The sequence below is a fragment of the Microcoleus sp. EPA2 genome, assembly GCA_020882975.1.
Classification (GTDB): domain Bacteria; phylum Cyanobacteriota; class Cyanobacteriia; order Cyanobacteriales; family Microcoleaceae; genus Microcoleus.
Genome location: JAHRFD010000001.1, coordinates 140150 through 156970, shown reverse-complemented (window position 1 = coordinate 156970; position 16821 = coordinate 140150). Strand labels below are relative to the sequence as shown.

At 45.6% G+C, this 16821-nt stretch carries 15 protein-coding genes and 1 pseudogene; 9 read left to right on the top strand and 7 right to left on the bottom strand.

What is annotated here, in order from left to right; translation table 11 throughout:
- Nucleotides 1-27: 27 nt before the first annotated feature.
- Together AAFP14_RS00580 and AAFP14_RS00575 are read right to left on the bottom strand one after the other, a co-directional pair.
- Nucleotides 28-3129 (bottom strand): S-layer family protein, encoded by a 3102-nt coding sequence (locus AAFP14_RS00580; RefSeq protein ID WP_341730406.1) that lies wholly within the window; start codon nucleotides 3127-3129, stop codon nucleotides 28-30.
- 105 nt (nucleotides 3130-3234) lie between these two features.
- A complete protein-coding gene (locus AAFP14_RS00575; RefSeq protein WP_341730405.1) occupies nucleotides 3235-3495 on the bottom strand; it encodes a hypothetical protein in 261 nt (86 codons plus the stop codon).
- Nucleotides 3496-3677: 182 nt separating this feature from the next.
- On the opposite strand from AAFP14_RS00575, the pseudogene AAFP14_RS00570 reads away from it, so the two are divergent.
- The 4 genes and pseudogenes from AAFP14_RS00570 to AAFP14_RS00555 all read left to right on the top strand — a co-directional run.
- Nucleotides 3678-3863, top strand: a pseudogene (locus AAFP14_RS00570) (DUF433 domain-containing protein); the annotation flags it as partial.
- 40 nt (nucleotides 3864-3903) lie between these two features.
- Nucleotides 3904-4119: a hypothetical protein gene (locus AAFP14_RS00565; RefSeq protein WP_332944183.1), complete on the top strand. Its 216-nt coding sequence runs from the start codon at nucleotides 3904-3906 to the stop codon at nucleotides 4117-4119.
- Nucleotides 4116-4442 carry a type II toxin-antitoxin system VapC family toxin gene (locus AAFP14_RS00560; RefSeq protein WP_341730404.1) on the top strand — a complete coding sequence of 109 codons (327 nt, stop codon included), beginning with the start codon at nucleotides 4116-4118 and terminating at the stop codon, nucleotides 4440-4442. Before AAFP14_RS00565 ends, AAFP14_RS00560 begins: the two co-directional genes overlap by 4 nt.
- A 72-nt stretch (nucleotides 4443-4514) precedes the next feature.
- Nucleotides 4515-4925: an ATP-dependent Clp protease proteolytic subunit gene (locus tag AAFP14_RS00555; protein ID WP_341730403.1), complete on the top strand. Its 411-nt coding sequence runs from the start codon at nucleotides 4515-4517 to the stop codon at nucleotides 4923-4925.
- Between the two features lie 149 nt (nucleotides 4926-5074).
- Here AAFP14_RS00555 and AAFP14_RS00550 read toward each other — a convergent pair whose 3' ends face one another.
- From AAFP14_RS00550 to AAFP14_RS00535, 4 genes are all read right to left on the bottom strand, one after another.
- On the bottom strand, nucleotides 5075-6880 hold the full coding sequence (locus AAFP14_RS00550) for a ShlB/FhaC/HecB family hemolysin secretion/activation protein (protein WP_341730402.1): 1806 nt from the start codon (nucleotides 6878-6880) through the stop codon (nucleotides 5075-5077).
- A gap of 165 nt (nucleotides 6881-7045) precedes the next feature.
- Nucleotides 7046-8011 carry a protochlorophyllide reductase gene (locus tag AAFP14_RS00545; RefSeq protein WP_341730401.1) on the bottom strand — a complete coding sequence of 322 codons (966 nt, stop codon included), beginning with the start codon at nucleotides 8009-8011 and terminating at the stop codon, nucleotides 7046-7048.
- Nucleotides 8012-8159: 148 nt separating this feature from the next.
- Complete coding sequence (locus tag AAFP14_RS00540) at nucleotides 8160-9278, bottom strand: alkene reductase (protein ID WP_341730400.1); 1119 nt, start codon at nucleotides 9276-9278, stop codon at nucleotides 8160-8162.
- Nucleotides 9279-9414: 136 nt separating this feature from the next.
- Entirely contained in the window at nucleotides 9415-11073 is a 1659-nt protein-coding gene (locus AAFP14_RS00535; protein ID WP_341730399.1) for an RluA family pseudouridine synthase, read from the bottom strand.
- A 120-nt stretch (nucleotides 11074-11193) separates the two neighbouring features.
- Here AAFP14_RS00535 and AAFP14_RS00530 point away from each other — a divergent pair, with 120 nt between their 5' ends.
- The 5 genes from AAFP14_RS00530 to AAFP14_RS00510 all read left to right on the top strand — a co-directional run bounded on the left by AAFP14_RS00530 (nucleotide 11194) and on the right by AAFP14_RS00510 (nucleotide 15616).
- Nucleotides 11194-12888 (top strand): tetratricopeptide repeat protein, encoded by a 1695-nt coding sequence (locus AAFP14_RS00530; RefSeq protein ID WP_341730398.1) that lies wholly within the window; start codon nucleotides 11194-11196, stop codon nucleotides 12886-12888.
- A gap of 14 nt (nucleotides 12889-12902) precedes the next feature.
- Nucleotides 12903-13370 carry a hypothetical protein gene (locus AAFP14_RS00525; RefSeq protein ID WP_341730397.1) on the top strand — a complete coding sequence of 156 codons (468 nt, stop codon included), beginning with the start codon at nucleotides 12903-12905 and terminating at the stop codon, nucleotides 13368-13370.
- Nucleotides 13371-13573: 203 nt separating this feature from the next.
- Nucleotides 13574-14362 (top strand): hypothetical protein, encoded by a 789-nt coding sequence (locus AAFP14_RS00520; RefSeq protein WP_341730396.1) that lies wholly within the window; start codon nucleotides 13574-13576, stop codon nucleotides 14360-14362.
- Nucleotides 14363-14526: 164 nt separating this feature from the next.
- Entirely contained in the window at nucleotides 14527-14835 is a 309-nt protein-coding gene (locus tag AAFP14_RS00515; RefSeq protein ID WP_341730395.1) for an RNA recognition motif domain-containing protein, read from the top strand.
- Nucleotides 14836-15004: 169 nt separating this feature from the next.
- Nucleotides 15005-15616 (top strand): hypothetical protein, encoded by a 612-nt coding sequence (locus tag AAFP14_RS00510; protein WP_341730394.1) that lies wholly within the window; start codon nucleotides 15005-15007, stop codon nucleotides 15614-15616.
- A gap of 135 nt (nucleotides 15617-15751) precedes the next feature.
- On the opposite strand, the gene egtD is transcribed toward AAFP14_RS00510, so the two are convergent.
- Nucleotides 15752-16789: an L-histidine N(alpha)-methyltransferase gene (egtD, locus tag AAFP14_RS00505; RefSeq protein WP_341730393.1), complete on the bottom strand. Its 1038-nt coding sequence runs from the start codon at nucleotides 16787-16789 to the stop codon at nucleotides 15752-15754.
- Nucleotides 16790-16821 lie beyond the last annotated feature (32 nt).

Sequence of the window (16821 nt, the reverse complement as noted above, 5' to 3'; positions counted from 1 at the left end):
GAATTTGCCGTTGAAGAAAACAGACTTTCAACGTGGTATACAAACAGGATTCTGCCGAAGAATCCGTGAAGTGGTATGTGTAGAATTGTACCCAACAAGCATCACATCCCCCTGAGAATTCATCACCCAACCTTGCGCCGGAACAACTTCTTTCCTCTTCTCTTCTTCATTCCCCCCTTGAGAGTAGTTGGAAGACATTCTACTTCCTTCTGCTTGATTCCCCCCTTGGGGGGGGTAGGGGGGGGCAATTCTGGCTTCAGGATTCCCCCCTTGGGGGGGGTAGGGGGGGGTAACTCTTCCCTGACTAAAATCAACCCATGTAAACGGCACAGATTCGCTGCTGAGAGTATCATTAGGACTAGGTGGCACACCCCCTTTACCAGTCACAATAAATTCGTTCTGTGCCCCTTGGAGACAGGGATTAGTAGCAATTAACTGCGACGGATTGGTAATATTTTGCGGCAATTCCACCAACCCTTGAGCAGGATTCACCCCAGAAGAACTAAATGTGACAGTCCCTTGCAAAGCCGGACCTCCAGTTTGGGAAATAGCCGCAATATCGCTAGTAGAAATCAAGGAAGTAGGGCTTACCTGTAACTGTGCAAATTGAGCATCTGTCAACCCCAAACTGCTTCTAACCTCTTCCCGGCCCACTGCTCGAAATCCCAAAACAGTGGGTACGTTGACATTAACACGACCACCTTGAGCCGTGCGCGCATTAGCCGTGATATCGTTATTTTCCCCTGGGAGAGCCACTAGAATGTCGCCTCGGAGGTTAATATTACCGCCCTCGGAAGTACCCGCATCGGTAGTAATTCGGCTACCACGCCGCAACTGGATGCTTTGTGCTTGTAGGTTAATATTCGCTCCCGTACCGGAGACAGTAGTACCATCAATACGACCTTTGTTGTCAAGAGAAATTGAATCTGCTACCACATTGATATTACCAGCCCGTCCAGTTCCCCTAGCCAAAACCGTCACCGTCGCTCCATCCCGCACGCTCAATTGACGGGTATTGAGATTCACCGAACCCGCATTTGCTGTCGCCTCGGCATTATTACCAAACACTTTGCCCACAGAAGCATCAATTTCACTAATAAATAGACCGTTATTGCCACTACCAATTACTTCGATGCGATCGGCATTAATCGTAATATCACCCACATTTCCCACACCCAAAGAACTCGTAGAAATTATCCCCCCATCCCGCACCGTCAACCTCGGCGTATCAACCCGGATATTCCCGCCCCGACTGGAACTCAAAGTGGCGGAAGTGAAGGCACTAGCATTTTGATTCCCGCTAGTCAAAAGCTGAGAAATCCCTGAAATTTCCACTGATTCACTCGCCCTAACTGTTAAATTTCCAGCGGGACCGCCATTTCTGGAAAACAGAAACCTGCCCACTAATACACCCGTTCCCAAGGTGAAAGCAGAGCCATCAGAAAGACTCAATCGCTTGGTTTCAACGTTAATATCTCCTGCATTTCCATTAGCACCGATACTCAAAGTGCTGATTCCCGTTGATACAGCAGTTCTCGGTCCAGTGTTGGACAATTCTACAGATTCCCTAGCTTTCACATTAATATTTCCCGATCGCCCGTCGCTGTAACTCGTGCTACCCAGCAGAGAACCATCACGCATAATTAACCTTTCAAGATCCAGATTAATACTTCCTCCTGCACCGGTACTATCTTTAGCTGTGGCGTTGTTAATTCCAGAACCCACCATTTCAAAAGTATTGGCACGGATATTGAGATTGCCACCATTTCCAGCACCAAGGGTGATGCCACTACCGGTGAGGCCATTACGCATCAGCAGCCTACCAGTATCAATGGTAATAATGCCCCCAGCTCCACTACCCGAAGTACCATTAAACAAAGCAAATTGTGGGTCAAAGGGGTCTACAGTTCCTGATATTAAATAATTAATTACAACCTGTTGATAACCCTCTACTCCCAGTCCGCTCATCTCTACTGAATCCCTAGCAAAGATGTTGATATTTCCCCCCGCACCATTTCCTAGGGTGAATGTAGAAATTTTTGTCCCATCCTTGATTTGCAAATTTTGGGAATTAATATCGATGCCTCTACTATCAATATTGCCCAGGGTCAGCCCATAAATTCTGGAATTACTGACGGTAATATTTCCACCTCTAATATCAATTTTACCGCCTCCTTGTCCGCTAGTATTAATCAGGCTACCTGCGGATATGTTGATGTTACCGAAATTTTGAATATTGTCATAATTAAAACTTAGACCCAAGGGAGTTGAACCAAAATTAACTAAACCGGAATTGGCCACACTACCGAGGAATATTTGTCCGTTGTTAGCTGTTAATATACCACTATTAACATGGATATCGCCACCAACTAAGGCTAAGGTTTGACCGGGGTCTACGGCTAAACCGACTTGATTGGTAATTGGAATTGGGACTGACGAAGCTGGTAGCTGGTTTACTACTCCAGTCGCTGTTGATTGGTTGACAATTGTACCGGGGTTATCTCGAAATCTCAAGCCTACGGGAATATTTACCGTTAATAGTGGCGATATTTGGGGTTTCGTACTGCTGAATTCAAAACCGTTATTAAATACTATACTTTCAGCAGTTGAACCGATAAATGAACCCCGTAAATCTAACCGAGCGTTAGGACCGAAGACAATTCCTTTTGGGTTAATTAAAAATAAGTTGGCGTTTCCTTGGACTCCTAATGTGCCTAAAATATTGGAGGAATTGTTGCCGGTGACGCGGGTGAAAATATTAGTAATGCCTTTGGGGTTGGTAAAATAAGCTCCCCTGCCTTCACGGATGTTGAATTCTCGGAAACTGTGAAAGAGATTTGAGCCTCGTGTTGCGCCGCCTTCAATGCGATCGCTTGGTAAGTTATCGATCGTATCGGAAACTGTGCGAGAGCTTTCAGAACCCAAAGTATTGTCTGGGGTAATTTGGGCACAGGTTTTCGAGGGCAAGAGTAGTAAGCAAATAAAAACCAGGGAATAAAATAGGCGAGATCTATAGCCTGTCTCAGTAACATGAGGTGTTATCGGGCATCGGGCATACCTCACTTTTTTGAGAACCGCTATAGCTTCCATCCTGTTAATTCGCCGATCGGAATTATCAAGTAGAATCATGGTATCACCAAATATTTAGAAGTTTTCAGTTGTTTGACTTCCAGTCAACAGTCAACTATGAGCTGGCTCGTGGCACCCCAATTGACATAAAGCAGTGAAGAACACCTATCGGGGTATGCAAACACTTCTAGGTTTTACGCCACGAGCAGAAACCGCACCACCAGAATTGTATCCAACAAGAGTCACGTTCCCCGTAGCATTCAGTACCCAACCTTCAGCCGGAACAATGTCAGGTGACGGGGAAACCTTCGGTGCATCACTTCTCGCGGCTTTCTCCCCTAAAACCGGATCGATCCAGGCAAACGGGCTAGCATCGCTATTGAGGGGTTCACTCCGAGAGGACGGTACTCCTCCTTTTCCAGTCACATTAAATTCGTTCTCTCGCCCTTGAATGCAGGGATTTGCAGCGATTAAACTGGCACGATCGATCGCATTTTGTGGTAGTTCAACTAATCCTTGAGCGGGATTTACCCCAGCAGCATTAAATGTGACCGCCCCTTGAAAATTAAAGCCGTCCTCTAAGGACGGGGCTTTAGACCCAGTTTTTTGGTAAGCCTTGTGTACGTGGCTTGCGAATTACGGTTTATGAAGTGCTTGAATATCTGGCTTCCGAGATGACCGAAGCAGAAATTCTAGATGATTTCCCCGATTTGACGCGAGAAGATTTAAAAGCCTGCATTGCTTATGCTGCTGACCGTGAGCGTCGGTTTATGACTGCGACCTTATCCGCATAAAATTACTTTAGAATAGGAAGGATTAATTAGGGAAACTCAAATGGCTATTAACACTTCTTTAGAGGAACGGCTTGCAGCAGTGGAAGCAGCGATCGCCCAGTTGCAGAAGCAAATTGTGGCATCTGGACCGACGAATTGGTTGCAACAAATTATAGGGTCTTTCAAAGATGAACCTGCCTTTGAGGAGGTACTTGCCTATGGACGAGCGATTCGCCAAGGGGATGAGTCTCTCCTCGAAGCTCAAGATGAGCTATGAAATATTTACTGGATACAGATCATCTGAGTATTCTTCAACGTCAAGCAGGGAGAGATTTTAGCAACCTTTCGACGCGCATGGCTCAGTACCCGCTATCAGATTTTGCCGTATCGACTGTAACGTTTCATGAACAGATGCTTGGCTGTCACGCTTATATTAATCGTGCTCGTAACCCGGATGACGTAGTGAAAGGGATTCAACTGGCAAAGATGGATGCTCGGATCGCGGCAATTGCAATGTTCCGTGGGTTAATTTTGTTAAGCCGTAATCATAGAGATTTTGCTAAAGTAGCAGGGTTATCGATCGAAGATTGGACAGTTTAAAGCGTCAGTAGAAATAGTCGTCAATTAATGCTTCCACTAAATCCAAACCATAAAGCAATAAGGTTTTGCACTATGAGCAGCTTAATTAAGAAGAAGCATTTTAGATATTTTCTGTTATTTTTCTATCCCAGTTTTACGGGAATTGTTATTTTTGTTTTCAATCTTGATAGAGCGATGGCTGATACTTTAAAGGGGGGTGAAATAAGCTTAGAACTAGCTCAGAGCCCAAATACCTATACTACAAACACAGCTATCTGTAATTCGGATAAGAAAACTATTGAGGGACTACTTAAGAAAAGGATTGTAATCATTAGTCAACCTATAAATGATGATTTGGCAAGAACAGTTGTAGCTCAATTGCTTTACCTAGATTCTCAAGCACCAGGAAAAGATATTTATCTATACATAAATTCCCCTGGGGGTTCAGTAACATCGGGTATGGCTATATATGATACTATAGTCTCACTCAGATCGAATAGATAATGTGCAACCGAGATTGATATTATCAACTATTTTTAGTTGATAATATCAATCTCGGACAATAAACTTTTAATAGCCATAAATCAGAATTTTGAGAAGTGTTGGGCGAGGCGAAGCGTAGGGTTCGATCGCACTCAACCCAACCTACAAATTTAAAACGCAAAATAATTGACTCTAAAGTAGATGCCCTTTTCCTGAAAAGTTCGATCGCCCCCTCCGACATTTATCAACGGAATACCATAATCTAGACGCGCGTTAAACCGATCGCCCATTTGCCACAACAGCCCCACACCTGCGCCCAGAAGCTGGTCAGAATCAGGATTAGCTTTTTCGCCAGAATGGTTCCAGCCTACTCCCAAATCGATAAATGGAGCCACCTGCAACAATCCTTTGACTTGTGGCACTCGCCACACGGGGATACGCACTTCCGCACTGGCGATCGCACCGCTATCAGTCAACAGCAAATCTTGGCGATATCCGCGTACACTCTGCACGCCACCGATCCCGATTTGTTCGAGAGAAAGCAAAGAGCGATCGGCTAATTGAATGTCAGAACGTACAATCAGCAAGGTTTCTGGTGCTAGCAGTCGCACGTATTGGGCTTGTCCGCGCCACGCCAGAAACCGACTATCGGGCCCGCTATCATTGACAGTAGCGCCCAACAAATTAGTACCAACGGAGAATTGCGATCGCGCTGCAAACACTTGATTGGAACTACGTTGCACGTATTCTTGAAAAAAGCGGACAGCAGAAACACGGGTTTGGCCGCGATCGTTTGCACCCTGCGACAGCGGAAATCTTTCACCCTGCAAGAATGTATTGCTTTCTTGCCGCGATAATGTTACTCCCACAGCCAAGTTGCGATCGGGCTTTTCCAGAATCGGCTGGCGGTAAGTTAATTCGTAAGTGCGCGACTTTCCCTCAATCCCAGCATTATCAAAGGGTTCCTCAATAATATTCGTGCTAGCAGCACCCACCGCCAACCGAATTGTGCCGTTGTGGGGATTGACTGGAACTGTATAGCTGCCGTTGAATTCATTGCTACCATCAGTGTTAGCGTAGGATACCTCCAGCCCATCGCCCAAACCGAGCAAATTGGCTTGATTGATTTCCACTCCACGCCGAAAACTGCCGACGCTTGGCGATCGATTGTTGTCTGCAAAGACTTCCCCACTAAAGCTATCTGCTTCTTTGACTCGGACTTCTAAGCGACTTTTTTCGGGGCGGCTTCCGGCTTGCAATTCGGCGGAAATATTGGCAATTAAGGGGTCTAGTTGCAGCATTTGCAAGGCGGACAGCAGTCGATCGCGATTTAGCGGCCTCCCCGTAGCGATGGCGAGGCGCGATCGCAGATAACTTGACTTTAGCCGACGGTTGCCAGTAATTGCAATTTCTTCTACTCCCCCTTCGACAATCTGAATTTTAACCACTGCGCCATCTCTGGGAAAGGTTTGGTTGGCGGGAATTACCGCACCGGAATTGAGATATCCCGCTGCTAAGTATTTTTGAGTTACTGCTGCTTCCGCTGCGATCAGTTCCGCGAAGGTGATTTCCCTACCCACGTAGGATTTAGTGATTTCTGTCAGTTCGCGATCGCTAAAGGCTGTGTTTCCCTCAAATTCAAAGCGATCGACTCTAATTGTACCCGGTATATCTGGTCTCACTTCGCCCTCAACGGGTGTTGGGCTAGTAGGTTGGAGGGGAGATGGCGGTAGGGGTTGTGGTGGTTGAGGAGTTGGTAATTCCGGTTCTCTGGGTTGAATGGGGTTGGGGAGTTGGCTCAGTTGGGAAGGGCGATCGATTTCTGTGGGTAAGTTTTGGGGGTTGGGGATTTCTAAATTATCAATATTTGAGAGGGAATTTTCAACTTTACTCGCAGTTGCTTTGGCTGGCATTCCTAACAATAAAAATGCAGAAATGACTATAAATATAAGTAGTTTGTTGGAGCGGTAAGTCATATTATTTATATAATTGAATAATGAAATTAAACCGCGAAGGCGCGAAGAGCGCGAAGGAAGAAAGGAAGAAGATAGACTTTTTCTTTCCCCCATTGGGGCAGCAGGCGGGGTTCTTCCTTCGCGTCCTTAGCGTCTTCGCGGTTCATTTAATCTTACTTCATTTGACTACTGGGTCAATCCCACTAATTTAGCGCTCAAATCCCACATCCGATCGCCTTTTTCGTCATCCCTAGCCTGGGGAGAAACCTTCTGGACAAAAGATGCGCCATCTTTTTTCTGACGGTTCCCCCAACTCCAATACGCGCCGGATTGCTTATATTCCGGATCGGCAACTACCATTGCTAGTCTTTCCCCTGCTAATTCCTGGGAAACATAGCCTCCGGTGATATTTTTTTGGAACAAGGGGAAAAGTTTCTGAAACAAGGGGTAGTGATTGCGGAACAGTGGTGTATCGGCCACACATCCCGGATACAGTGACGTGAAGGTAATCCCAGTGGATTCGTGAAAGCGCCGGTGCAATTCCCGCATTGTCAGCACGTTGCAAACTTTGCTGTCTTTGTAAGCTTTGACTGGCTCAAATTTTTTGCCATCAACCATCGAAACTGGGTCTTTAAAACCGGCTTCAAAGCCCTCAAATTTGCCCAAATCCGGGCGCGGCGGAATCTTTCCACCCAACTCGTCTGGATTATGCGTCACGGTTCCTAAAATCACCATCCTCGCATCCGTATAGTAGGAAGGCTTCATATTCTCCATCATCAGGTTGCACAGGAGAAAATGACCGAGGTGGTTGGTAGTCATCGTCAACTCAAATCCCTCTGGGCTACGCAGGGGTTCTTTAATTAAAGGCATATAGATGGCGGCGTTACACACCAAAGCGTCCAAAGGCCTGCCACTGGCCTTAAATTCCCTCGCAAACCGTCGCACGCTATCTAAATCGCCTAAGTCGATTTGCATGATGGAGTAACTACCTTGGGGTATTCCTAATTCTTGGGCTGCATCTCCGGCTTTTCGCACATCCCGACAGGCCATGACTACGTGCCATCCCTTTGCTGCAAGGGCTTTCGCACCGTACAAACCGACACCGGAGGACGCACCGGTAATGATAACTGTTGACTTGTGATTTTGTGCCATTTTCTTAAAAATGCTGCGATCGCGATTGATGATTTTTAGGCACTCAAAAATGAGAGCTTACAGCTCTCATTTTTTTAGTACCCTATGGTTTTAGGATATGGGGAAACGTTCTAGATCTCAACTGGCACTCATCCATCTGGTCCTTCGATTAAGAAGCTGCTTGAGATGCCTCATAGGTAGGAAAGTCCACATAACCTTCTGGACCAAAAGAATACCAGGTGTTCATTTCAGCGAGGGCATTGAGCGGCCAGCCATGAGTGAAACGCTCTACCAAGTCGGGATTGCTGATGAAATCTCGACCAAAGGCGATTAAGTCCGCCACTCCGCTACTAATTGCGGTTTCGGCCAGTTCTTGGGTATATCCGCAGTTACCAATCAGAGTACCTGCAAATACCTCACGAAATTCTGCTAACGTCATCGGTGTTCCCAATTCATGAAAGCCAAAAGCTAAGCCATCCATCAGGTGAAGATAAGCTAAGTTGTAGGTATTTAACTGCCCTGCAATGTACAGAAAACTTGGACGATAATCTGGAGAACCCATGTCGTTGTAAACACCGTTGGGAGAAAGTCTGACTCCTACTCTATTTGCCGGAAATACGGTGATAATTGCCTCGACAATTTCTTTGAGAAAACGGTAGCGGTTTTCAATTCCACCGCCATAGGCATCAGTGCGGTGATTGGTTTTGCTTTGCAAAAATGTATCAATTAGGTAGCCGTTAGCCGCGTGAATTTCTACACCGTCAAAACCTGCTTTTTTTGCCCGTTCTGCTGCCTTGCGATAGTCTTCTACAATCAGCCCAATTTCATGGGTTTCTAAAGCGCGAGGAGTTTCGTAAGGTTGTTTACCTACAGGGGTATGAAGTCCTTCTCCATTTATGGCGATCGCAGAGGCTGCTACGGGTAATTCACCATTTTCATGAAAACTGCTGTGGGAAGCTCGCCCGCAGTGCCAAAGCTGCATAAAAATCGGTGTTTCGTGAGTTTGCACCGCAGTTACAATCTGTTTCCAGGCTTCAAGCTGCTCGTCGGAATATATTCCGGGTGTATTTTCCCAGCCCAGGGCTTGAGTCGAAATCACTGTGGCTTCGGTAATGATTAAACCCGCCGCAGCCCGCTGAGCGTAATACTTTGCCATTAAGGCGTTGGGCATCCGCGCTTCACCGGCTCTGCCACGAGTCAAGGGTGCAAGAACTACTCGGTTTTTTAGGGATAAATCTCCAAGTTTGAAAGAACTTAGCAGGGCTGGCGATGTGGTTTGGATGTTCATGGTTTTGCTAGTTTGTCAACTGAAAAATTCGGGAAATTCGCGTTTGTTTCTTACCATAGCTTGAATCGAACCAGGGCAATGATAAGGACATCACAAAATCGCCAAAAATTCAGAATTTGCGTAATTTTGAGCCAAATCAAAATGGCATTTCTGCCTTTAGGTATAGCCTGTTTTCCAACTGCGGATGCTCAAAAGAAATTTCCCTGGCGTGTAAGTGTAATCGTATTCCATCGGCTTTGCATCCGTAAAGTCGATCGCCCAAAATCGGTATTCCCAATCCTCTCACATCCGCTGCATGAACTCTCAATTGATGAGTCCGTCCCGTGAGCGGCACAAATTCGATGCGCGAGCCATTTCCTTCTCTTCCAATCACCTGAAACTCTGTCACACTGGGTTTTCCACGTTCCCAATTAACTTCTTGAATCGGTCGATTTTCTGGATTGCCCCACAGTGGGAGGGCGATCGACCCCATATTCATATTTGTTATCCCAGAAAGTACAGCTTCATAAATTTTATGTACTTGTTTTTTTTCAAATTGTAGACTAAGTTTTCGGTAAGTATCTTGGTCCCGTGCTAATATCAAAATTCCCGATGTATCGAAATCTAAACGATGCACTGCCTTCAAATTCAGCCCATCGGGTAGCAAGTTGCGGCAACGACTTAATACACTATCTTGATTTTCTAGGTAACGACCAGCAACTGAGAGTAAATTTGCAGGTTTATTGATAATTATTAACCATTTATCCTCATAAATAATTGGTAGCATTTTTCTCGGTTCAGGAACAGGCAAGATGCCTGTTCCACCATCATATCCTGATAGCAAAAACCCCATCAATGGCTGACACCGATCGCCACAAGCACCATAAAACTCTCCCTGAACTTTGTCCCCCAAGGATGGCCCCCACCAAAACTCAGCCATTGCCAAGGGTTTCAGATTGTGTAAAGCCGCGTAGTGGAGCAGTTTTGGTGCACAACAATCGCCGGTTCCAGTCGGGATCGAACCGCTGGGCATCAATTGCTGGAGCGATCGCGAATTTCCCAAAAAATTTACCAAAGTATAAGCTTCGTGCATCTGCATTTGCAGTTCGCGAGACAGTTTTTTCCGCTGCTGTTTCAGTTCAGTTATCCGCCCATCGGCGGCTTCTATTAATTGTTTTAAGGGCTGCAATTTATCATCCCGCTCTCGCTTAAGTTGCCTGCGTTCAATTCCTTCTAATCGACTGGCTTGATTCAGTTCTTCTAGGTCTATTTCCCGTGTTTCTCCTGCCAAAGTTCTGCACAGTAAATCCCGCGTGATATCTCGTTTCTGCTTGCAAATTTTGTGTCGCTCGTTCACAGCCTGTAATTTCAATTCCCACTCGCGGAATAGTCTGTCATATTCCTGCCGCTGGGGAAGCTGTTGGAGCCGCATCAGTTCCTGTTTCATCGACTCCAATTCAGTCAAGGTTCGGGCCTCTGTCAAGGCCACTCGATCGCGTCCGGGAATGGGCGTTACCCAGCCGGGAACGTGGCTAGAACCATTCAAAAGCCCGGAAAATGCTTTGAGTACCCTTTTTTCCCCTCCGAGGGTTTCAACTAGCAAGACTCCATACATTTTGCCCTCGCGGGAATAAGACTCGTCCTGGGCAAGGTGCTGCATCAAACCACGGGCGATCGCCTCACACTGAACTGTACGATGCAATCTCAGCAACTCACCGCTTTGAACGCAAAGACCTTGATAGCAATAATTGGAGCTAAAGGCTATCGAGTCCCAATTAGCATCGGTAAAATCTAAAACTGCGTGCACAAAAACCATACAAAATTTGATTGAAAATATGTTAAATTTATCTGACTATAGCAGCGAGTTAAGCACAGCATAAGTTAATATTAAGACCGCCTTGCTGGTTGTTCAACAAAATTTTTATGTACAAAGCCTATGTCAGACTTATCAACTTCTCCCCCTCCAACCTCCAATGACAAATTTTTAACCCCCCAAGGAACCTTACTGCCACCAATTTTCAGGATTTTTGCAGCCTTTCCTGATTACGATCGGGGCAATAGATTGTACGCATCGGGAAGATATGAAGCAGCCGTGGATTGTTACGGAAAAGCATTGCAAATTAAGCCAGACTGGGTTAGGGCATGGCTGAATTTGGGTAAGGCTTACAAGCAATTGGAGCAATATCTACAAACCGTAGCCTGTTGCGATCGAGCTATAGCTCTCAAACCAGAAGAATATTGGGCATGGATGCTACGCGGTACGGCACTGTTAAGCTTACAAAATTACTCCGAGGCGATCGCGGGTTTTGACAAAGCAATTGAAATTAATGCGGAAAAACACGAAGCTTGGTATCAGCGCGGCCGAGCTCTGGAAGAATTGCAACAGTGGGAACTAGCAGCAAGTAGTTACAAAAGAGCCACACAAATTCATCCTAATTTGCCCGCCATGTGGTTTCGTCAAGGTAATGTACTGTTGCAAGCCGAACGGAACTCGGAGGCCGTGGCTGCTTACGAGCGCGCCCTCAAGCTCGTACCAACTCATTGGGAAGCTTGGTTGAACCGAGGCTTGGCTCTGATGAAGACCGAGCGTTATCCTGAAGCTGTCACTTCTTACGATCGCGCCCTGCAATTACAACCAGCAAATTGTCTGGCTTGGTTCAATCGAGGCATAGCATCGGCAAAACTTCACCGATACTCAGAAGCAGTTAGAGCTTACGATCGGGTAATTCAACTACAACCTAATGATTACGAAGCTTGGTTTTATAAGGGTATGGCCCTGAAACACCAGCAGCATGATGCGGCTATTGCTTGTTTCGATCGCGCTATTCAAATTAATCAGTTTTATCCAGAAGTCTGGATCGGCCGCGGTCAAACTCTGTCAGAATCAGCAGACTATGAAGGGGCGATCGCAGCTTTTGACAAAGCAATTCAAATCAATCCCAATTTCCCCGAAGCTTGGCTAGGTAGAGGCATCGCTTTAGCCGGATTGGAACGATATAAAGATGCAATCATCGCTTACAGTAATGCCCTGCAAATTCAAAGCAATTTTCTAGAAGCTTGGAACCTGCGAGGGGCAGCTCTCGAACAATTACAACAATACGAAGAGGCGATCGCCTGTTACGATAAAGTAATTTCTATGAGTTCGGAAGCACAAATTTCCTCCAAAGTTGGTTTACAACAAGGGGCAGCCCTAGAAAAATTAGAGCGCTATCAAGAAGCCATCGCCGCCTACAACCAAGTCATTCAAATCATGCCCGACAATTTTGAAGCTTGGTTAAAACGTGGCAAGGCTCTCGAAAATTTGCAGCAGTACGAACCAGCCCTGGTAGCCTACGATCGAGCAATTACCATCTGGCCTGACAACTATCAAGCCTGGATGCACCGCTCCATGGTAGTAGCAAAAATGGCACGCTATGCTGAAGCACTTATAGCTGCTGACAAAGTAATTCAACTCAAGCCAGATAACTGGGAAGCTTGGTCTCATCGAGGCGATGTATTGCAAAAATTGCACCGTAATCAGGACGCCATTAGTTCCTATGGAGTTGCCCTAGAAATTAAACCAGATTATTACGAAGCTCTCATGAGTCGAGAAGAACTGAGACTGAAGGACACAATGCCAGGAAAATGGTAATTAATCAGCAGAAAATGACAAAAATCTTAGATGAGATACTTTCCCAAGAAATTGCCACTAGCATCAAAAGTCAACCTAAAAAATGCTTTGACAATGCTTATCGAGCAGCTTTAGCGATCGAGGGTACAATCTATGTTCAAGGCTTTTTGGTGATACCTGCAATCTCCGAGCAACCTCTGGAATATGGCTGGCTGGAATTGGGCGATCGCATTATTGACCCAACCTTCCCCCACCTTGGCGTTACCGCTGAAAACCTTTACTATTTTCCCGCCCAAAGTCTCAGTATCAAACAATTGACCGCAATTTTAGAAGAATCAAAGGAAGATTACCCTCTGGACGATCCACTGCCAGTTTATGGAGATGTACCCTATGAATATTACGGGGATTTGATGTTAGGCGGTACCGACTATCAAACCGCTTATATGTTGGCTTTAGATAAATGCCAAGAATTACAGATTTTTCAAACCCAGGAAACCAATTAATTCATCCTTCCTACATTTCCCCCCTTGGGGGGGGCAGGGGCAGGGCTGTTTCATTCTCCTAAAAACAGGCACTCGGAGGGCCGGCACGGGGGCACGGCCCCTACCAAAAATAAAACCGCCCTGGGTACACGGGCACGGACAGTAACTTCTTTCTTCTACTTATCTGAGCGAGCTAATAAATAAAATTGACCCAATTAAATATAATGGAATCACAGAAAGTAGATGCAGCAATTTCTGAATTTGAACGCTCCCAGATTCCCGGAGTTTGGGCAGGTTTGAATAAAACCCAAATCATCGCAGAAATGCGCGATCGCATCCAAAACCCTTTCCAAATCAATCAAAGCGGACAACCTTTTTGTGGACCCGCAGCCGTAGCATTTACGCTGCTTAACAAAAACCCTCTTCGCTACGTCGAAATTTGCCGCCATCTTTTTGAAATAGGCAGTTTGCAGACTAAATCTATGCGATCGATTTATCCCTCCATCCCCCTGCGACAAAGCAAAGGAAACTTGCGGATGCCTCAAGTTGATTGGATGCTATTATCAACACTGCGGGAATCCGCCAATTTGATATTTCCAGTCGAACCAAATGCTCCAGAAATTATTCGTAATATTAGTGGGATGACTAAATCTTGGGAAATGGCTGGGTGGGGGCGAGAAATTTTGGGAAGTCGCGATGTAAAATCTCATTACGCTTATTTTAGTGGCGATATTCCAGCCCTGCGGGCCGCCGATATAGCGATTAAATCAGGTGGCTTTGCTTTTGCTTTAATTACTGCTGAAGGAATGTTAGGAAATAATCCGCCTCTGATACCTTATCCCAGTCATTGGGTTGCCTTGTTAGGAAATATGACAATTCCTGCTGGCAATTTAGGTAATTCCGATCGAGATCGAGTCAGCTTTGATGTATATACTTGGGGTAAAAAGATGCGCGTAGATCTGCCGAAAAAATCTTTTGAAAATTATTTTTGGGTCGCCATTGCTGGAATTTAATTTGATATTAAATCTCAAATTTAAAGTCGATAATGGCTGATTCTGCTATCTTCATGTTATAGTGGTGTTTCAAGAATTAAATTCGGTTGTGTAGTTTGTTGCTCTTGATTTACAAGCGTCTCTCCGAATCTAACTCTCTGCACCCTAAAGATTCTGGAGATTTTATGTCGATTTACGTTGGTAATCTTTCCTACGAGGTAACGTCAGAGGACCTCAATGAAGTATTTGCCGAGTACGGTACTGTCAGTCGCGTCCAAGTCCCTATGGACCGGGAAACTGGTAGGATGCGGGGTTTTGCTTTCGTGGAAATGTCCAGCGAGGCCGAAGAAGCAGCAGCGATCGCAGCTTTAGACGGTGCTGAATGGATGGGCCGCGACTTGAAAGTCAACAAAGCCAAGCCTCGCGAAGATAACAAGCGCTCATCAGGTGGCGGTGGCTGGGGAGAAAACAATCGCTCCTCACGACGCTACTAACCATTGAAACTGAAACTGGAATTGAAAATTTGAGTTTTGGTGGTTGAGAGCCATTAGACATCTTCCAAACAGCGTGTTTTCCACAGGCTGTTTGGTCTATCTCACCGGAATTATTTTGAGATATCAAAAGAATTAACCACGGGAAATATTGATTTTGCCTTAATTAAAGATGTCCAAGATCTACACCCAGGCGGAACTCATTAACATCCTCGAAGCAGAACGCCAAGCTTGCTTACACGGGCGGCGTCTGAACTTGACTGAAACTCATTCTACAGGAAACCCCGTGATCGATCGCTTTCTGAAATCTGAGGGCGTCCAAAAGTTCACTGCTTATCAAAATTTTAAGGCCGCCATACACGAATATCAACGGGAACATCAAGTTTCTGGGATTGTTTGGCGCGAAATGACGGTTAAAGGGAAAACTCTTAATTATCCAGCAGTGGACGATGAATTAATTGCTTTACCGGTGGATTTAATCACGCTTAAAGCAGCCAAGATGACGATGTTGGCATTCTGGCGGCAAGTAACTGTGGAGATGGATTTATATTTAAGTATTAATAGTGGCAAGGATTTTCGCTCGATCGAGCCTAGGGATGTAGAGGCGATCGTCCAGCGCACAGAATGGGTTAATCTTTGGAAGTGGGAAAAATTAGATTTTTTAGAAATATTGTTGCAATTGGGCTGGGGGAAGCCGGAGGAAGCTTATTACAAGCGGGGATGGCCAACATCGGGAAGCGAGTACATTCATGCTGTCAAACCAGGACAGAAACCAATTTGTTAATTGTGAGTTGTTATTGGTTATAGCGATTTTTAATGATTTGAATGAACCGCGAAGACGCGAAGAGCGCGAAGGAAGAGCTGCATTCCTTTTTTTCTCTGATTTAATGTCAGACGCGCCTTCGCGGTTAATTTAATCTTAAACTGACCTCTGACAAAGTATCAAACCAAACCACTGATTTGGATCGGTCCAAACTTGCACAGGCACTAAACCGCGACTGGCAAGTTGTTCCTGCATATTAGGGAGTTTGAACTTGCGGGAAATTTCACTTCTGATAGTTTCTCCTGCTGCAAATTCAACCGTTAAATTGAGAGCGCGCAAGTTGACTGTTTGTGCTTTTTTGCTTTTTAAGTGCATTTCTATTTGACATTCTGCTTGATTGTAAAATGCCCAATGCTCGAACTGCGTCAAATCAAAATTACCCTCATATTTCCGATTCAAATGCCTCAGCATATTCAAATTAAATGCCGCCGTCACTCCTTGATTGTCATCGTAGGCTGGCTCTAAAATCTCCTTAGATTTGTCTAAGTCAATGCCTAACAAAAAATACTCTCCAGGCTGCAATGCGCCGACAATTTGTGAGAAGAATACATCGCATTCTTCAGGGCTAAGATTGCCAAGGGTGCTGCCTAAAAAACAAATCATTCGGGTTGGCAATGGCGATGGGGCAATTTTTGCCAAAGCTAACTCGTAGGTGCTGACAAGTCCGTGAATCTGGAGTGATGGATACTCTGCTAACAGTTGAAAGGCGCTGCTTTCTAGGATGGTGGGACTGATGTCTATGGGTAAATAATGCAGGGGATATTCCCGTTGACTGTAAGCATCGAGGAGAATCCGTGTTTTGGTGGAACTACCGCTACCTAGTTCGACAATTTCACAGGGGCCTGTTAAGTTGGCGATCGCCCCCGCACATTCTTCCAAAATCGCCGCCTCAGTACGTGTCACGTAATATTCCGGCAGTTGACAAATCAACTCAAATAGGTTCGAGCCGCGATCGTCGTAGAAATACTTAGGCGGCAAGGATTTTGGGCTTTGAGTTAACCCGCTGACTACATCGCAGCCTGCATTGATTTCTGTGGCTGTCGGTGCCTTCACACTCACCAGTCGCTCTAGGTGTAAGCGATTGTCCTTCGTTGAGGCTGAATTTGTAGTTTCAGACAGTCTTGAGGATGTCATAGCGTAAATTTTAGATGCACAAAGGGCTAAAG